Source organism: Enterococcus sp. DIV0724b (assembly GCF_050531475.1).
Lineage (GTDB): Bacteria > Bacillota > Bacilli > Lactobacillales > Enterococcaceae > Enterococcus_L > Enterococcus_L haemoperoxidus.
Genome location: NZ_CP172890.1, coordinates 3172230 through 3187583 on the forward strand (window position 1 = coordinate 3172230; position 15354 = coordinate 3187583).

Annotated in this window: 14 protein-coding genes; 4 read left to right on the forward strand and 10 right to left on the reverse strand. The window is 35.6% G+C overall.

The window, feature by feature from the left end:
- Window positions 1-66 precede the first annotated feature (66 nt).
- From IGJ02_RS14745 to IGJ02_RS14755, 3 genes are all read right to left on the reverse strand, one after another.
- Window positions 67-972, reverse strand: a complete 906-nt coding sequence (locus tag IGJ02_RS14745; protein ID WP_430602525.1) for a phosphatase PAP2 family protein — start codon at window positions 970-972, stop codon at window positions 67-69.
- 437 nt (window positions 973-1409) lie between these two features.
- The gene (locus tag IGJ02_RS14750; RefSeq protein ID WP_430602527.1) at window positions 1410-2060 is read right to left on the reverse strand and encodes a DUF998 domain-containing protein; all 651 of its coding nucleotides are present in this window, start codon (window positions 2058-2060) and stop codon (window positions 1410-1412) included.
- Between the two features lie 288 nt (window positions 2061-2348).
- Window positions 2349-2960, reverse strand: a complete 612-nt coding sequence (locus IGJ02_RS14755) for a helix-turn-helix domain-containing protein (protein ID WP_010762430.1) — start codon at window positions 2958-2960, stop codon at window positions 2349-2351.
- Between the two features lie 325 nt (window positions 2961-3285).
- On the opposite strand from IGJ02_RS14755, the gene IGJ02_RS14760 reads away from it, so the two are divergent.
- Complete coding sequence (locus IGJ02_RS14760) at window positions 3286-4164, forward strand: alpha/beta hydrolase (protein ID WP_430602529.1); 879 nt, start codon at window positions 3286-3288, stop codon at window positions 4162-4164.
- A gap of 167 nt (window positions 4165-4331) precedes the next feature.
- Here IGJ02_RS14760 and truA read toward each other — a convergent pair whose 3' ends face one another.
- Window positions 4332-5075 carry a tRNA pseudouridine(38-40) synthase TruA gene (gene truA, locus IGJ02_RS14765; RefSeq protein WP_010762428.1) on the reverse strand — a complete coding sequence of 248 codons (744 nt, stop codon included), beginning with the start codon at window positions 5073-5075 and terminating at the stop codon, window positions 4332-4334.
- A 249-nt stretch (window positions 5076-5324) separates the two neighbouring features.
- Here truA and IGJ02_RS14770 point away from each other — a divergent pair, with 249 nt between their 5' ends.
- The 3 genes from IGJ02_RS14770 (at window position 5325) to IGJ02_RS14780 (ending at window position 7446) form a co-directional block, all read left to right on the forward strand.
- Window positions 5325-5651 (forward strand): ArsR/SmtB family transcription factor, encoded by a 327-nt coding sequence (locus tag IGJ02_RS14770; protein ID WP_010762427.1) that lies wholly within the window; start codon window positions 5325-5327, stop codon window positions 5649-5651.
- Window positions 5652-6596 carry an ABC transporter ATP-binding protein gene (locus IGJ02_RS14775; RefSeq protein ID WP_430602532.1) on the forward strand — a complete coding sequence of 315 codons (945 nt, stop codon included), beginning with the start codon at window positions 5652-5654 and terminating at the stop codon, window positions 6594-6596.
- Window positions 6597-6675: 79 nt separating this feature from the next.
- Window positions 6676-7446, forward strand: a complete 771-nt coding sequence (locus tag IGJ02_RS14780; RefSeq protein WP_010762425.1) for an ABC transporter permease — start codon at window positions 6676-6678, stop codon at window positions 7444-7446.
- Window positions 7447-7547: 101 nt separating this feature from the next.
- On the opposite strand, the gene IGJ02_RS14785 is transcribed toward IGJ02_RS14780, so the two are convergent.
- The 6 genes from IGJ02_RS14785 to IGJ02_RS14810 form a co-directional block, all read right to left on the reverse strand.
- Entirely contained in the window at window positions 7548-8057 is a 510-nt protein-coding gene (locus tag IGJ02_RS14785; protein ID WP_010762424.1) for a DinB family protein, read from the reverse strand.
- Between the two features lie 188 nt (window positions 8058-8245).
- The gene (locus tag IGJ02_RS14790) at window positions 8246-9685 is read right to left on the reverse strand and encodes a 6-phospho-beta-glucosidase (protein ID WP_430602534.1); all 1440 of its coding nucleotides are present in this window, start codon (window positions 9683-9685) and stop codon (window positions 8246-8248) included.
- Window positions 9686-9716: 31 nt separating this feature from the next.
- Window positions 9717-11027: a PTS sugar transporter subunit IIC gene (locus IGJ02_RS14795; RefSeq protein WP_010762422.1), complete on the reverse strand. Its 1311-nt coding sequence runs from the start codon at window positions 11025-11027 to the stop codon at window positions 9717-9719.
- 196 nt (window positions 11028-11223) lie between these two features.
- The gene (locus IGJ02_RS14800; protein ID WP_010762421.1) at window positions 11224-11979 is read right to left on the reverse strand and encodes a MurR/RpiR family transcriptional regulator; all 756 of its coding nucleotides are present in this window, start codon (window positions 11977-11979) and stop codon (window positions 11224-11226) included.
- A 48-nt stretch (window positions 11980-12027) separates the two neighbouring features.
- Window positions 12028-12957, reverse strand: a complete 930-nt coding sequence (locus IGJ02_RS14805; protein WP_010762420.1) for an ROK family protein — start codon at window positions 12955-12957, stop codon at window positions 12028-12030.
- Window positions 12958-13256: 299 nt separating this feature from the next.
- A complete protein-coding gene (locus IGJ02_RS14810; protein WP_430602535.1) occupies window positions 13257-15026 on the reverse strand; it encodes a DNA-binding protein in 1770 nt (589 codons plus the stop codon).
- Between the last annotated feature and the right edge of the window lie 328 nt (window positions 15027-15354).

The following is a 15354-nucleotide window of genomic DNA, read 5'->3' on the forward strand; positions in this document are numbered from 1 at the left end:
ACCAACAATAAATTGTTCGTTTTTCCAGATTTATACTTAGATTTTAATAGATTGATCGATTATTTCTTAGTCTACCAATTTTAGCTGGGCACATCTTGTCCCAACAAAAACAAGGAATACAATGATGAATGCCCCCATTGTCGCATCACTAAAGAAATGACAGCCTAATAACACTCGACTGATTGCTGTAATAGCGCCCCAAGTCACACCAAAAACCAATAATTTTTTACGTAGCTTAGTATTTTTAGAACTCGCATATAAAGGAAAGAATATAGCAAACATGCTTTCACAAGAATGTCCTGACGGAAATGACTTATGTCCAGTTGGTCCATTCATTTTGTACCATGGCGTAAAATTATCTTGGACAGCATTTAGCTCATATGGACGAACACGCCCCCATAAAATTTTAATTTCCTCTACACACATTAGATAAACAAAGGCTACTGCAATTCCTAAAATAGCCACACGCATTAAACGATCGAACTCTTCTGCCGTTTTATGGCGTAACCATTTTTGAATGATCAACGTTGCTACAGCAAAAACAACGAAACAAATCATGATATTGATAATTGTTGGTAACGTGGGATTAATACCACCATCATTATTTGCTTGCCCGATTGGACGACCATGCTCGACATTTTGGATAGATGATAAGGTATACTGAATAGCAAATTTTAAATAGTACCATATCCCATAAAAGGATAGACCTACTCCAGACACGGCAATCAACACTTTTGCTATCATAGGTTGGCTTGATCGAACCGCAAAATGAATAATAATTTCTCCGCTCATCATGATTACGACCCCTACTGGAAAACAGGCATAATTTTGTAAAAAGGTGGCAATGTATGAATTTTGACTCATCACTGCATTTGAGATTGCTAAGTCCCCAAACGTACCAATCCCAAGTAAAACGACAAAAATTGCGATAACTATTGCAATTCTTCTGCTATCTGACATTTTCTTTAACATTTTTATTCCTCCTAAATTTAAAAAGCTAAAAGAGCTTGATCAGCTTTGATAGGAAAAGAGAAAAATAGGGCTGAGATGTTTTTGCCTCATTCTATCTATTTTTTCCTAAGACCTTCACTCCTTGGAGCTTTAGCTCTTAGGAGTTGATGCGATCGAAGTAGCTCATGAAGTCTGGTACCCTTAAATCACTTCTAAGTATTATTCTATCATTTAAAAATACAAAATATCATACATTTTGTCGTTTTATCTATCATTAAAAAGACATTAATCTTCTCGCTGTCCCTATTACGTAATCAAAAAAGGAATCATGAGCTAAAAATTCCACCACACGATTCCTTCTTTATTTATAATCTCTTATATACTCAGCACCAAACGTTACTACTTAATAATATAACTCTACTTTTGCTGGTACCGTTTCAATCATTTTCTTACCTTTTTTAATAGTTAACTTTCTTACTTTTGATTTGATTTATGGCAAAAATCATTATCGGTAAGTAATTAAAGATAAAACTTAGCCGCTGACAAAAACCGATTTGATTCAAAGCGGGAAACTGATTGATTCCTGGAATTCGAGCTAAACCATATATACTTGCAAAAAAAATACTGATCAGAAACAAAATCAAGTAACGTTTGCTAAAGATTGTTTTACCTTGTTTTTGATAAAGTAAATACAAAAAAAGGGGGAAAAGTAGAAAACCAACGTACCCTAAGCCAGAGCCAATATTATGAACCCATGTAGAAAAATTCCAATTTGCTTGTTCCGTGTTAATGCTAAACAATCCAGTAAACAGACAATCTCCAATCCCATACACCCCAATTGATAGAGTTAATAAGCTGGCTAATGTCTTTGACGTAGTTCTAAAAGCTTGATACACTGCCGGTATTGCCAATACAAATAATAGACCTGATACTACAGACCAAATCAAAAATGCACGTCGTACTGGACTATCGACATCTCCAAATATACTGATCACCATGGTCATTTGACTCATTTTTGGATAAAACAAACCCAAGCTATACGGTGTTAAGAAATCACTTATTACACCTAATAATAGAAAATAAAATCCATATTTTTTCAAAAAATTCATATTGCTCCCCCTAGACCAAATTTCTTTGGCAATTCTGACACTCTAATTATACGCAATTACAAGATGATTTAATAATCTTTATTCTTTAAAATATAAAAACAGAGGCCGAGACAAATGCGTTTAGCTCCGAGAAATAAGAGGGAATTCACGAAAATTGCTTTTCAAATTTTTGTGAATTTCAGCTTATTTCCGAAGGAGCTGCTTTTTTCTCGCCGTTTATTCGGATTTAGAGCGCGAAACAAAACTGTTTTTTAGTTTTGTCCCACGCTCGTATTATTTAAGTAGCGGTTACACCCATACATTTTTCAAAATCTTCATACCATCTAACATAGCATAATCTTTTTTAGCAATAATTTTGACAGGGATCTCTGGGAATTTATGTTTGATTTCCTCTTCGGCATAGTGAAGTTCTGGACATAATAAAATACAATCAGCATCTCTGCCTTTTTCAGCGATTTTAGACACACTATACGCTTGGACCGTTACGTTTATATTGTTATCTCTCGCTAGATTATTCATTTTCGTCACCAATAAACCTGTATACATTTCATAATCTGTCATCATCCCTGTAATTCCAAATAGTAGGATCTTTTGAGGATTTCCCATTTTTTTTGACGTCTTCTCATTCTTAACTTTGTTATCATTTTCCATACTTTTTCTACCTTCCTTTTTTGAAAAAAGAGAGCTAAAAAATGATTGTTTAGTATTTCCTAAAATAGTATCGGTTGAAATGTTGAAATACTTGCTGAGCTTTACCAACGTATCCAAATCTGGGTAGCTTTTATTCCGTTCCCATTTCGAAACGGCTTGAGGCGTAACATTCAGAAACTCGGCTAACTCTTTTTGAGTCATTTTTTTTGATTCTCTTAATTCTTTTATTTTGTTTCCAATCTCTACCACCAGCATAACCTCCTAGATTAACGTTGGGCAAACAGCTATCCGTTGAATAAGTGATACCCCGCCTCAACTATTAGTTGAATTCACAAATGTGATGCTCCATAGACTTATTATAACAACAAAACCTTAAAAAAAATATTCCAACTACATAAAATATAGGTTAATAGGTTGTTGCTTTTTTAAGCTATACTCTTTTTAATTTCCATACTAATCTCTTTACCTATTAAAAAGAATGAAAAAACTACTTTTACTTCCAAAGGTAATCGCTTTCAATTATAATACAAATAGCATCAAAATATGAAACATATTTCATTAGGGGGCAACAACTATGGCAACTTTTGACATTCCAACAATGCGCGATCAAATAAGAGAACATGATGAAAAACGAGATGCTGGTTTGACTGAACCAGATACTCTAGAAATAATCAAAGACTTATCTTACGGTCCATACGGTATTGAAAATACGTTTGATATTTATTATCCTATAGGGACCACTACCTGTTTACCCACGATCATCAATATTCATGGTGGTGGGTTCTTCTATGGCGATAAAGAACTTTATCGCTTTTATACTATGTATCTGGCAACACAAGGTTTTACCGTAGTGAATTTTAATTATCGTTTGGCACCAGACCATCAATATCCTGCTCCATTGGAAGATACGAATGCTTTGATGAATTGGTTGATTGAACATGGACAAAGCTACTACATTGATTTAGATCACCTCTTTTTAGTTGGCGATAGCGCTGGCGCTCAATTGGTAGAACAATATACTACGCTAACAAGTAACTCAGTTTATGCACAAAACTTTCCGTTTAAAGTTGCTGCCATCCAGTTTAAGGCAGTCGCTTTGAACTGTGGCGCCTATTTCATTGGAGAAGATGGTGCTATTAATCAAGACTTTCCCTTTTACTTTGGTGATACGATCACCCCCACATTGGAAAGTCAGTTTCCAGTAGAGCGTTATATCACAGACAGTTTCCCACCAACTTTTGTTACAACCGCTACACACGATATGTTAAAAGATCTTGCCCAGCCATTGGTAGCGTTATTGCAGTCTAAAGGCGTTGAAACAACTTACCGTCTTTACGCAAATCAAGATCATTCCGAGCTTGGACATGTCTTTCATTTGAATCAAAAAAGTGATATCGCAAAACAGTGTAATAATGATGAACTTGCTTTTTTCAAAGAGTTTTCTTTAAAATGAATATAAAAAACTTTTATCGAAACTACGACTCTTTTAGATGTTTCAGTTTTTTTGTTGAATTTGATGATGCAACTGCTTGATAAATTAAATAACCTGAAGTGTAACTCCCAGCGTTACACTTCAGGTTATTTAATAGTCAAACTGCAATTAAGTCTAATTTTTTACCTTCAATCACGATAATAAACTTCATCTAAAAACAATCCTTGTGCCGGAACAGTCATGCCTGCCTCACTTCTGATTTTACTTTTAAATACTTCATCGATCGTTTCTAATTTCAGTGTTCCTGATCCAATTTCTAAGAGGGTGCCCATCAAAATTCTAACCATTTTATGCAAAAAGCCATCTCCAATAAAGGTAAAATGAATAAGATCCCCTTCTTTTTGAATCGATAATTCATTGATTGTTCGGGTTGTTGATTTTTTAGTCTTTTTAAGAGATGAAAACCCAATAAAATCATGAGTTCCGATTAATTTCCGACAAGCTTCATCCATCAACTCAAAATCAAGCTCTTCAGAATAATGGAAACTGTAATGACGCTCAAAAGCAGAAGGAATCGCATTATTCCAGAGATAATAACTATATTTTTTCCCTTTGGCATTATATCGAGCATGGAATCTTTCTGGAACTTCTTCTATTTCTTTTATAACAATATCTTGCGGAAGATAACGATTTAAACTTTCAATCATCTCTGATAGTGCCATTTTACTATCTGTTTTAAAATTCGCAATTTGTCCTCTGGCATGCGTTCCAGCATCCGTTCGACCAGAACCTATGATTTCAATTTTTGAACGTGTTATCTGTGTCAAGATGTTCTCGATTTTTCCTTGAATCGTTTTATCTGAATCACCGAGTCTTTGCCAGCCAAGATATCTTGTACCATCGTACTCGATTGTCAATTTAATGTTTCTCATTTTTTAGTTTACTCCTCTTAAAATGCATTTTTCATTGATCTTACTAGTATTCGCTTCTATTATAACAGTATTGCTTCACGTGATGAAGTGTGATCTATTTAATTGTCCATTATTATCACTTTATTTCAGAGATAACTTAGCGTTTGTTCTATTTTTTATACTAATTTTCAGGAATAGTGCTACTTGACATTCCATTCATGTTCCCCTATATTAAACATAGACAGTCATCTATATTCAGGAGGAATGAACATGGATTACGAAAAACTTTCTTTAGTACTTAAAGCAATGGCTGATCCTAAGCGAATGAAAATAATCGATTTGCTTTCGTATAGTAGTATGTGCGCCTGTGATGTATTGAAACACTTTGATTTTACACAGCCCACTCTTTCTCATCATATGAAAGTTTTAGAAAGCGCTGGTATTGTTTCTGTCAGTAAACAAAGCCAGTGGCATCATTATACATTAAGAGAAGAGTTCGTAAAAGAATTTATGAGCTCTATGATGCATTTACTTTCTGATAGCGAAGAAGATTGTCTTTGCCAATATACTAAAGAGACAAAAGGAGATAGTAATTAAATGACGTATGCACTCGAAATAAACGATTTGAAAAAAGTATATGGAAGTGGAGTCGAAGCTCTTAAGGGCATCGATTTAGTTGTAGAAGAAGGTGATTTTTACGCACTTTTAGGCCCGAATGGTGCTGGTAAATCCACAACGATCGGTATCATTACTTCTCTTGTTAATAAAACATCAGGGAAAGTAAAAGTATTTGGTTATGACTTGGATAATGATTTAGTTCTTGCCAAACAACAGATCGGTTTAGTACCACAAGAGTTTAACTTTAATCCATTTGAAACAGTTGAACAAATCGTGGTGAATCAAGCTGGTTACTATGGTGTTTCAAGAAGAGAAGCATTAAAGCGCAGCGAGAAATATCTAAGACAATCTAATCTATGGGAAAAGCGAAATGTACGTGCTCGCATGCTTTCTGGAGGGATGAAACGCCGTTTGATGATTGCCAGAGCTTTGATGCATGAGCCTCGTTTACTTATCTTAGATGAGCCTACAGCTGGAGTCGATATTGAACTGAGACGGGAAATGTGGGATTTTCTAAGAGAACTGAATGAAAATGGCACAACGATCATTTTAACGACGCATTACTTAGAAGAAGCAGAGATGCTTTGCCGCAATATTGGTATCATACAATCTGGTCAGTTAATTGAAAACACCAGCATGAAAACCTTGCTAGCCAAGTTGCAGTTTGAAACGTTTATTTTTGACTTAGCTCCTTTTGAAAACAAACCTGAAATCACAGGTTACAAGTGTATTTTTGAAGACGAGCAAACACTTGAAGTAGAGATCGAACGAAATCAAGGCTTGAATGGCCTATTTGAACAGCTCACAAATCAAGGAATCCAAGTTCTTTCCATGCGTAATAAATCCAATCGACTAGAAGAACTATTTCTAAAAATTACAGAAGAAAAACCCCTAGTAGATGCCAGTACTACTTCCCAAGTGTAACGCTAGTGGAATAGTATACGTCATGAGCATCAGATTGATTTAAGAAATCAATACTTTGATACGAATAAGGAGAATGAACATGTTTAAGTTATATTTCACGGCTTTAAGGAGCCTTGCAGTAAAAGAAACCAATCGTTATCTACGGATTTGGGTACAAACTTTGGTACCACCAGTAATCACTACATCCCTTTATTTTGTTATTTTCGGAAATCTGATCGGTGGACGAATCGGTCAGATGGAAGGATTCTCTTATATGGAGTTTATCGTTCCTGGACTTATTATGATGTCAGTCATTACAAGCTCTTATGCCAATGTCTCTTCTTCATTTTTCTCGCAAAAGTTCCAGAAAAATATTGAAGAGTTACTTGTTGCACCTGTCCCAACGCATATTATTATTTGGGGATTTGTCTTCGGTGGACTTGGTCGAAGTGTCCTAGTAGGGACACTCGTTACAATGATCTCTTTATTCTTTGTACCACTTCACGTTTATTCTTGGTCTATTGTCATTATTACCCTTCTTATGACAGCTATTTTATTTTCATTAGCAGGGTTATTAAATGGGATTTTTGCTCAGTCGTTCGACGATGTATCGATTGTGCCAACTTTTGTTTTACAGCCGCTAACGTATCTTGGCGGAGTGTTCTATGCGATATCAATGTTGCCTCCAATCTGGCAATCTATTTCAAAAATAAATCCAATCGTGTATATGATATCAGGGTTTAGGTATGGCTTTCTTGGAACCATTGATGTTCCGATCATCTTTTCTATGATCATTTTGATTTTATTCATTTCTGTTCTTTATGCCGTTTGTTGGTATTTGATTGATCGAGGACGTGGATTAAGAAGCTAATCATAAATTTTTTGCGCATTTTTGAAATCTATTGAATAACAGAAAGAACTTGGGACGTAAGTCCCAAGTTCTTCATTTTTTATTTCAGTTGAAAATAAGTACTACTCGCCAATCACCAATCTTCTTGTATAAACAGCTTGTCCAGAATGCATCACTGCATCATCAATAGCTGAAACGATTCGAGCTTGACGGGTTACAACTGGTGTCCAGTTTGTATCCACAACATCACTAAGACTTGCTTCATCCAAGTTTTCTAAATAGGCATTTGTAAAATCAACACTTGCAGTTAAATAATCTAAAAGGATTTTTTTATCCGATACGACCACTTTTGCTGCTTCTTCTGGCGTATGACGCCAATCCTCTGTATCATCAGGTAAATCCAACGCAAATTTCTCACTCCAACCTGATTCTAGCCACAACGGTTTGGTCTTGTTCAGTTCGGACAGTTGATAATCAAGCTCTCTTGCAGTGTGCCAAATCAACCAAGTAACTGATTTGATCAAGGGCTTTGGCATCGCGTTAGCTTCCTCTACGCTCATCTGATCCAGCGTTTCTTCAAAACGCTCTTGTGCTCTCTTTAACGTATCGATAGATAATTGTGTGATTTTCATTGAGACCTCTCCTTTTTTAATTGTAATGAAAACAGTTTTTACTGCCCTTATCTCTACTATCACTTTACTACAGTGATTATGGAACATCAAATTTTCGAGGCTATCGTTGAATGACTTCACGTTGAAACACCCCTTTTTTTCAATCCATTAAAGGATAGACAAAAAGGGGGCACTTAATTTATTGAGGCTTAAATATCTTCACCATTCGTTTCAATTACTTTATGATACCAGTAAAATGACTCTTTTTTCAACCGTTGAAGGGTTCCGTTTCCTTCGTTATCCTTGTCCACATAAATCATACCGTATCTTTTTTCCATTTCCCCACTACCAAAACTAACGATATCGATGATGCCCCAAGGCGTATACCCAATAACTGGAACACCATCTTCGATGATGGCCTTTTTCATTTGCTCAATGTGTTTACTCAAATACTCAATCCGATAGTTGTCATGAACAGTATTTTCCTCTGTTAGTTTATCATATGCACCAAAACCATTTTCGACAATAAATAACGGTAGATCGTAACGTTGATAAACAGTATTTAAGACATAACGTAGTCCGACTTCATCGATAGGCCAGCCCCAATCAGACACACTTATATATGGATTTTTCACTATTTTTGCATTCGGAATATCTTCTGTCTGCCATCCTTCGACATCTTCAAGCGTTGAAATCGTGCCAGACATATAATAACTAAAACCGATATAGTCGACCGTTCCTTCTTTCAAAATAGCTAATTCACTCTCACTAATAGCTATGTTGTAGTTTTTCCGTTCCCAATATTTTGTCGCATAGGTTGGAATTTTTCCTCGAGCATGAATATCATTATAGAAAAATCTTCGCTCATTCGCTTTAACAGAGGCCATCATATCCTCAGGATTACACGAGTACGGATAAACTGGGACATAGGCCATCATACAACCAATTTGAAATTGAGGATTTATTTTTTTCCCTTCGATCACAGCAGCTGCACTAGCAATCAATTCGTTGATTCCCGCTTGAAAAACAAGTTCTTCTTTTTTGTCTTCATCTTCAATAATCATCGCTGAATTCGTCCAAACATGAAGTGGCTCTTGTCCATCCGCTTGGTTATTGATTTCATTAAACGTCATCCAGTAGGTTACTTTATCTTTATAGCGTTCAAACACACATTTAGCGAATTTTACAAATAATGGAATCACTTCCTTGTTGGCAAAACCACCGAACTCCTCATAGATGTAATAAGGCATTTCAAAATGTGACAGCGTAATAACAGGTTCAATACCATTTTCTAGTAATTCATCAAATAAACGATCATAATATAATAAACCCGCTTCATTCGGTTCTTCTTCGATTCCTTTAGGAAAAATACGGCTCCATGATATAGACGTTCGCAAGCATTTTAAACCTAGCTCTTTAAAAAGCTTGATATCCTCTTTATAGTGATGATAAAAATCAATCGCTTCATGGTTTGGGTAATATTCTCCATCGAGAACACCCTTCGTTATTTTCCGAGGAATTCCGTTACCTCCTGCAGTCATTACATCGGCAATACTAGGTCCTCTTCCATCTATATTCCAAGCTCCTTCCGCCTGATGGGCTGCAATGGCACCGCCCCATAAAAAATCTTCTGCTATTTTATTCGTCATAACCAAGCTCCTTCAATCAAAAATAATTCGTTTATAAATCTATCTTCTGTGCACGATTAGAGGCAATAACGAATGGTAAATAGATACAAACTGAAACTGCCAAACAGATGATTCCTACTAAAACTGCAACAATATTTCCACCTGTCCCTAAGAATAGATTAATGATCCCAGGTGTGGTCCATGGAACACCAATTGCAGGTGACGGCATAATCGGCCAAACCACCGTAACAAAATACCCAATCATGATATTAACCATTGGGACCAATATAAACGGAACGATCAATAGTGGATTTAAAACAATTGGCAACCCAAATATAATGGGCTCATTAATTTGAAAAATTCCTGGAACTAATGACATCTTTGCGATTTCTCTTTGTTCAGGTCGTCGTGATGCAATAAAAATCGCAATGATCAAGCCCATTGTCATCCCTGTACCACCCATATTCGCAAACATATCATTTAGAATCCCCCACGTTTCTTTGTAAGGAACATCCCAAAGTGAACCACCTTTATTGATAAAATCTAGATTGGCTAAATCTTGTTCCGTAAAAATAGCAGAACGAACAGCATTTAACGTATTTGGACCATGAATACCGATAGAAAATAGCAATGTTTGAATAAAAGCTAATAACATTACGCCGACAACGTTTCCACCAAGATCACGTAAAGGACTTTGAATGCCTTTATAGATAAGTTCGTTCACCCCTTCAGGTGCAATCATCAACACTAAAAAGTTTATAATCGCTGAAATACCCACTACAATAACAATTGGAATCATACTTGAAAAGGAACGAGAAACTGCTGGTGGCACCATATCTGGCATTTTAATTTGTAGTCGTTTTACTTTGAATAGTTTTGGTAAAAACTCCCCTACTAAACAACCAACGATCATTGCAACAAACAAGCCTTGCGCCCCTAAGTATTGTGTACTGATCACATTTAAATCATCTGCATTAAAAGGTTTAGGATATAAGATCATAAAACTGGCAATACTTGTTAACCCGACCAAAGTTGAATCAGCTTCAAAATGTTTTGCTAAGATTTGCGCAACAAGATAAGTGATAAAAATACTCATGATATTGATTGTTCCATTTGCCACAGAGGACAAAACCTGTTGAGCGTCTTCTAAATTGGGAAAAACACTGGACAAACGTAATAATTGCACGACAAAACTGTCATTTGAAAATAAAATGTTGTTAACTAGAATAACCAGTGACGCAGAAATCGTTAATGGAAAAATCAACATAAACGCATCTCGAACCGCTGCGATGTGACGTTGATTATTTAACTTTGTCGCAATCGGTACTAATGAACGATCAATGATGTCATTAAATTTTTGCATAGATAAAACTCCTTTCATTTATAAACGTATTATACATAAATTAATCCGGAAAAAAGTAAGCGCCTCCTTTTTAAAAATAAATTCTTGGGAAATAGAACAAATTCCTTGTACGGAACAAGTCGTTCCATATTTTAGACAAAAAAAATTAACTAAAGCACGGTTTCCCCTCTAGTTAATTTGCTGTACTATATTTTATTTAATCATTACGAAAGTCTTTAAGATAGCTGATTAGTGTTTCCAAGATTGCAATCGCTGGTAACTGACTAGTCAAATCCAGAAAAATATCTTTGCGTTCTTCTTTGATTTCATACTCAATAGAGTAGTCACAAAGTTGAGCTAGCGTACTTTTCTTGTTTAGCGTAATACAATACTTTTTGACACTGTTCTTATCTTGTAAACCCGCAATTACTTCTATCAATTCTTTTGTTTCACCAGAGACACTTAAAAATACGATGACATTTTTTTGATCTTTGCGTAAAAAACTACGAATAGGATAGGTCAGATCATCCAAACTGATGGATAAATAACCCAAGCTCGCTAATTTTCTAGCTATATACTGTGCGATTGCACCAGAAGCGCCCATCCCCATAAACAATATCAGGTCACTATCTCGTAACTCTTGTGCCATCTTTTTTATTTGATATTCTACATCAGGATGAAAAATTTCCATATTAAGTGAGTTCACTCGCTCTTCAATGCCAATATGTTTTTTATTCTCTGCTTGGCGAACATTATCTAAATGAGATTTAATATAAAAACGAAACTCTGGAAAAGAATGAAACCCTATTTTCTGAACAAAGCGAAAAACAGATGTCGATGATACGTGAGCACCGTCCGCAATATCTCGAACACGCATATAAGGGATTTTCTCTAAGTTATTCACAACAAATCGATAAATTTCTTGTTCCACGGAGGATAGATCGTTTAATTTCAGATAATCAAATATCGCCATTTATGTTAATCTCCTTTAATTCGCTAAGAAAATTATACCATAAAAAATTTACTTGCTGACAACTTGATGTACTTGATAAACTGCCCCGATAAGTCCTGCATCATTTTTTAATTTTGTTGGTCTAACAGGCGCAATAGTCTTTCCTCTTAAATAATTGATGGCTGCATGATTCTTCTGCACTTCCGTCAATGTTTTTTGAAGTTCTCTATGAAACTGTTCATTTGCACTCACACCGCCGCCAATCAAAATCACTTCTGGATCAAAACAACTAATTAAATTTACCAGACCGACTGAAAGATCCACATAAAATTGTTTCGTCATTTCTATTGCACGTTCATCACCACTTTCAGCTAAGGTAAATATCTCCCTTGCATCTTGAACAGGCATAACTGTTTCGTCCTCACTTTGCCGCGCTTCATTATACAAACGAACAAGACCATCGACGACAGATGCACGTCGATTAATCGAAACTGCCTCAAGATTACCCGTTTCCGGCAATTTGTCGATCATCATCCAACCAAATTCCCCAGCCATACCATGAGAACCACGATATACTTTCCCATTAATGACGATCCCACCGCCAACTCCTGTACCTAAAACTAAACATAAATAATTCTCCAGATCAGTTGCATTGCCAATCCATTTTTCTGCTATAGCAACTGCATTCGCATCATTTTCTACAGTAACAGGCAGCCCCGTTGCTTCTTCAAGCTTTCGTTTAAAATTTTCGCCATATAATGGTTTGATAGCTCCTGCCGTTAGCATAAACCCATCTTTTTGCACGATTCCTGGAGCACTTATACCAATTCCATTTATTTGATAATTTCTTTGCGCTTCTTCGATGATTTTTAGGAGATTTGCATAAAATACATCTGGTTCATATTTTGTCTCCATACTTCCTTTTTCTAAAATAGTGCCACATTCATCCAGAACGCCATATTTAATGGTCGTCCCACCTATATCAAATCCTACATACATAAATTTAACTTCCTTTATTGTTTATTTGAAGAATTAAAGATAACGCCTTCATTTGTGAAGTATTGTATCATATCTTGTTATGGATTTTTTTCCTTTCTAACTCTCGTTACATCAATCCAAATTGTTACTCAACTGTATTTAGTTAATACTAAATAGTAAATTGGTTTCATTTATCTATCAAAATGAGGCCGAGACAAAAGAGTTTATTCGGATTTAGAGCGCGAAACAAAACTGTTTTTTAGTTTTGTCCCACGCTCTATCCTTATTATATTCTGTTACTGACAAACTTCTCTATAATGCTATTCTAGTCCCTCTATCACAAGGTTTTCAATACTAGCAGCTTTTGCATCTGCTGTAACGGCCGCTTTGAATTTAACTATGTCTCCCTCTTTCAAGAAAAGAGCCATTGGACTATTATTCGTTGTCACACTATAGATGGTTTTATCATTTTCCAACAAGAAAGAGACAACGGTTTGCGCTTCACTTGCAACAATCGTTACACGAGAAACACTTCCTTTGATTTCTTTTAAATTAGCTGCTTCACTACTTGTATTATTACTACCTTTTGTTGCTAATTCAATTCGGTAAGCATCTAATGCATTTTGTGCCGCATCAGCATCTACCACAATATCATTATCAACTGCATTCACATACACATATTTTTTGAAAATCCCTTTACTGTCCATCAAAGAAACAATCCAAGTTGGAACACCATCGATATTATATAAAACTGGCATACTGGCTTTCCATTTTTTCTCTGGGTAAATTTTCGCTGCAATCGAAATAGCGCCATCACTATCCATGATCCCAACTTTTGTATCTCGATAATAAGTTACTTGACCTGTTCTTGCATTGATCAATGAATAGCCTAAAGCGGAATCTTGATCCTCATCCCCACTTGTAAAGTCCGTAAAATACAACAATTGACTGCCTTCTTTATTCATCATCGGCGTGATTTGTCCTGATGCATAGATACCGTTTTCCGTTGGGATTTTAACATCTTTTTTAGCACCAAACATCGTTTGATTCCACCAGCCTTGACTGTAACGGCCAAAGTATTCATTGATACTGTTGGCAGCAGAACTAGTGATTGGTGCATCGACAAATTTTGGTGCATCTTTGCTATCATAGACTTTCACTTCACCCGTTGTGGCATTTAAAACAGCTGTTTTAAATTCGTTATAGTTCATTCGACCAGAAACACCATATTCTTTATATAAGGTCTGAATATAAAATGGATTCCCCTCTTCGTCAATTTCTAAATTGATTTTTCCAGTAGCTGCGTAATCAGGATAAGCAGCATAAATTTTACGTGCAGCATCTTTCCCAAAATAAGCTGAAGGTGTGTAAATGATCGGCTTTTCGACAAATGTTGGCTGTGCATTGATATCCGTTGCACTAATAATGAAGTAGCCAGGAACTGCTCCTAATTTTGACCATTTGAAAAAGCCATTAAATTCCACTGTCGCAACATAGACATACTCCCCATTCACAACTTGCGCCGTAATCCCATCTAGTGTAAACATATTCGAATTAGGAATCACCGAGAACTTTTGCAACATCTTTCGTTTCGCTGTTTTTGGTGCAATCGCAATTGGTGTTTCTTTGGTGGAGGTTAAAACTTCTGCTTTTTCTTCAGTCTTTAACGGAATCGTTTGGTAGACATCATCAATCGCTGTTACCTTCGTTACAGAACTAACAATGAATAATAAAACCATTGCAGCAACGCTGATACCTAGTACACGCCCAGACCAATCATTCACTCCATTTACCACGGTCGTTTTATGCCCTTTGTGCAAGATTTTATTAGAGGCTTGACTGAGAGAGCGACTTGCCAATAACAAACTACTTGCAACTAAAGCTCCTATTAGGTTGATCCATAGAATAGTGGACAGTGTTTTGCTAGGTAAGGCAATAAATAAGAAACTGCCTAGTAAAAGTAATTCAATGACTAGTAATACGATCATCCTTTTAACATTTTTCCCTTTTGTGACCATAAAACTAATACCGTTTGCGAGTAATATCCCTATACCAAAAAATAACGTTAACCCGATAAAATTTAAAAACATACTTTTTCCTCCTTTAAATTTAGATAAAAAAAGTACTTCTACCTAGAAGTAGAAGTAACTTTTCTGATTTATTTTATTATACAAGATTGTGTTTTTACTTACAATGTCTATTGTTGTAATCTTGATCTGATTGTAAGTGTATAACTTTTCATTTATTATTTAGTATATTTATGGTGAGATTTCTAAAAATATTCCTATTTATGATACTACTCTGCGTATTGGAAGTGAATAATAGTTGGATAGACTGTCAAGTCAATAATATGAAAAAAAAGAGCAAACATCGATTAAATTATCAGTCTTCGAAAGATAATCTATAATGGCTTCTTCT

Bases quoted from the DNA above. Each gene is read 5' to 3' on its own strand.
- IGJ02_RS14790 (WP_430602534.1), bottom strand. From the start codon at position 9,685: ATGACGAATAAAATAGCAGAAGATTTTTTATGGGGCGGTGCCATTGCA.
- IGJ02_RS14745 (WP_430602525.1), bottom strand. From the start codon at position 972: ATGTTAAAGAAAATGTCAGATAGCAGAAGAATTGCAATAGTTATCGCA.
- IGJ02_RS14785 (WP_010762424.1), bottom strand. From the start codon at position 8,057: ATGAAAATCACACAATTATCTATCGATACGTTAAAGAGAGCACAAGAG.
- IGJ02_RS14775 (WP_430602532.1), top strand. From the start codon at position 5,652: ATGACGTATGCACTCGAAATAAACGATTTGAAAAAAGTATATGGAAGT.
- truA (WP_010762428.1), bottom strand. From the start codon at position 5,075: ATGAGAAACATTAAATTGACAATCGAGTACGATGGTACAAGATATCTT.
- IGJ02_RS14760 (WP_430602529.1), top strand. From the start codon at position 3,286: ATGGCAACTTTTGACATTCCAACAATGCGCGATCAAATAAGAGAACAT.
- IGJ02_RS14750 (WP_430602527.1), bottom strand. From the start codon at position 2,060: ATGAATTTTTTGAAAAAATATGGATTTTATTTTCTATTATTAGGTGTA.
- IGJ02_RS14770 (WP_010762427.1), top strand. From the start codon at position 5,325: ATGGATTACGAAAAACTTTCTTTAGTACTTAAAGCAATGGCTGATCCT.
- IGJ02_RS14805 (WP_010762420.1), bottom strand. From the start codon at position 12,957: ATGTATGTAGGATTTGATATAGGTGGGACGACCATTAAATATGGCGTT.
- IGJ02_RS14795 (WP_010762422.1), bottom strand. From the start codon at position 11,027: ATGCAAAAATTTAATGACATCATTGATCGTTCATTAGTACCGATTGCG.
- IGJ02_RS14780 (WP_010762425.1), top strand. From the start codon at position 6,676: ATGTTTAAGTTATATTTCACGGCTTTAAGGAGCCTTGCAGTAAAAGAA.
- IGJ02_RS14800 (WP_010762421.1), bottom strand. From the start codon at position 11,979: ATGGCGATATTTGATTATCTGAAATTAAACGATCTATCCTCCGTGGAA.
- IGJ02_RS14810 (WP_430602535.1), bottom strand. From the start codon at position 15,026: ATGTTTTTAAATTTTATCGGGTTAACGTTATTTTTTGGTATAGGGATA.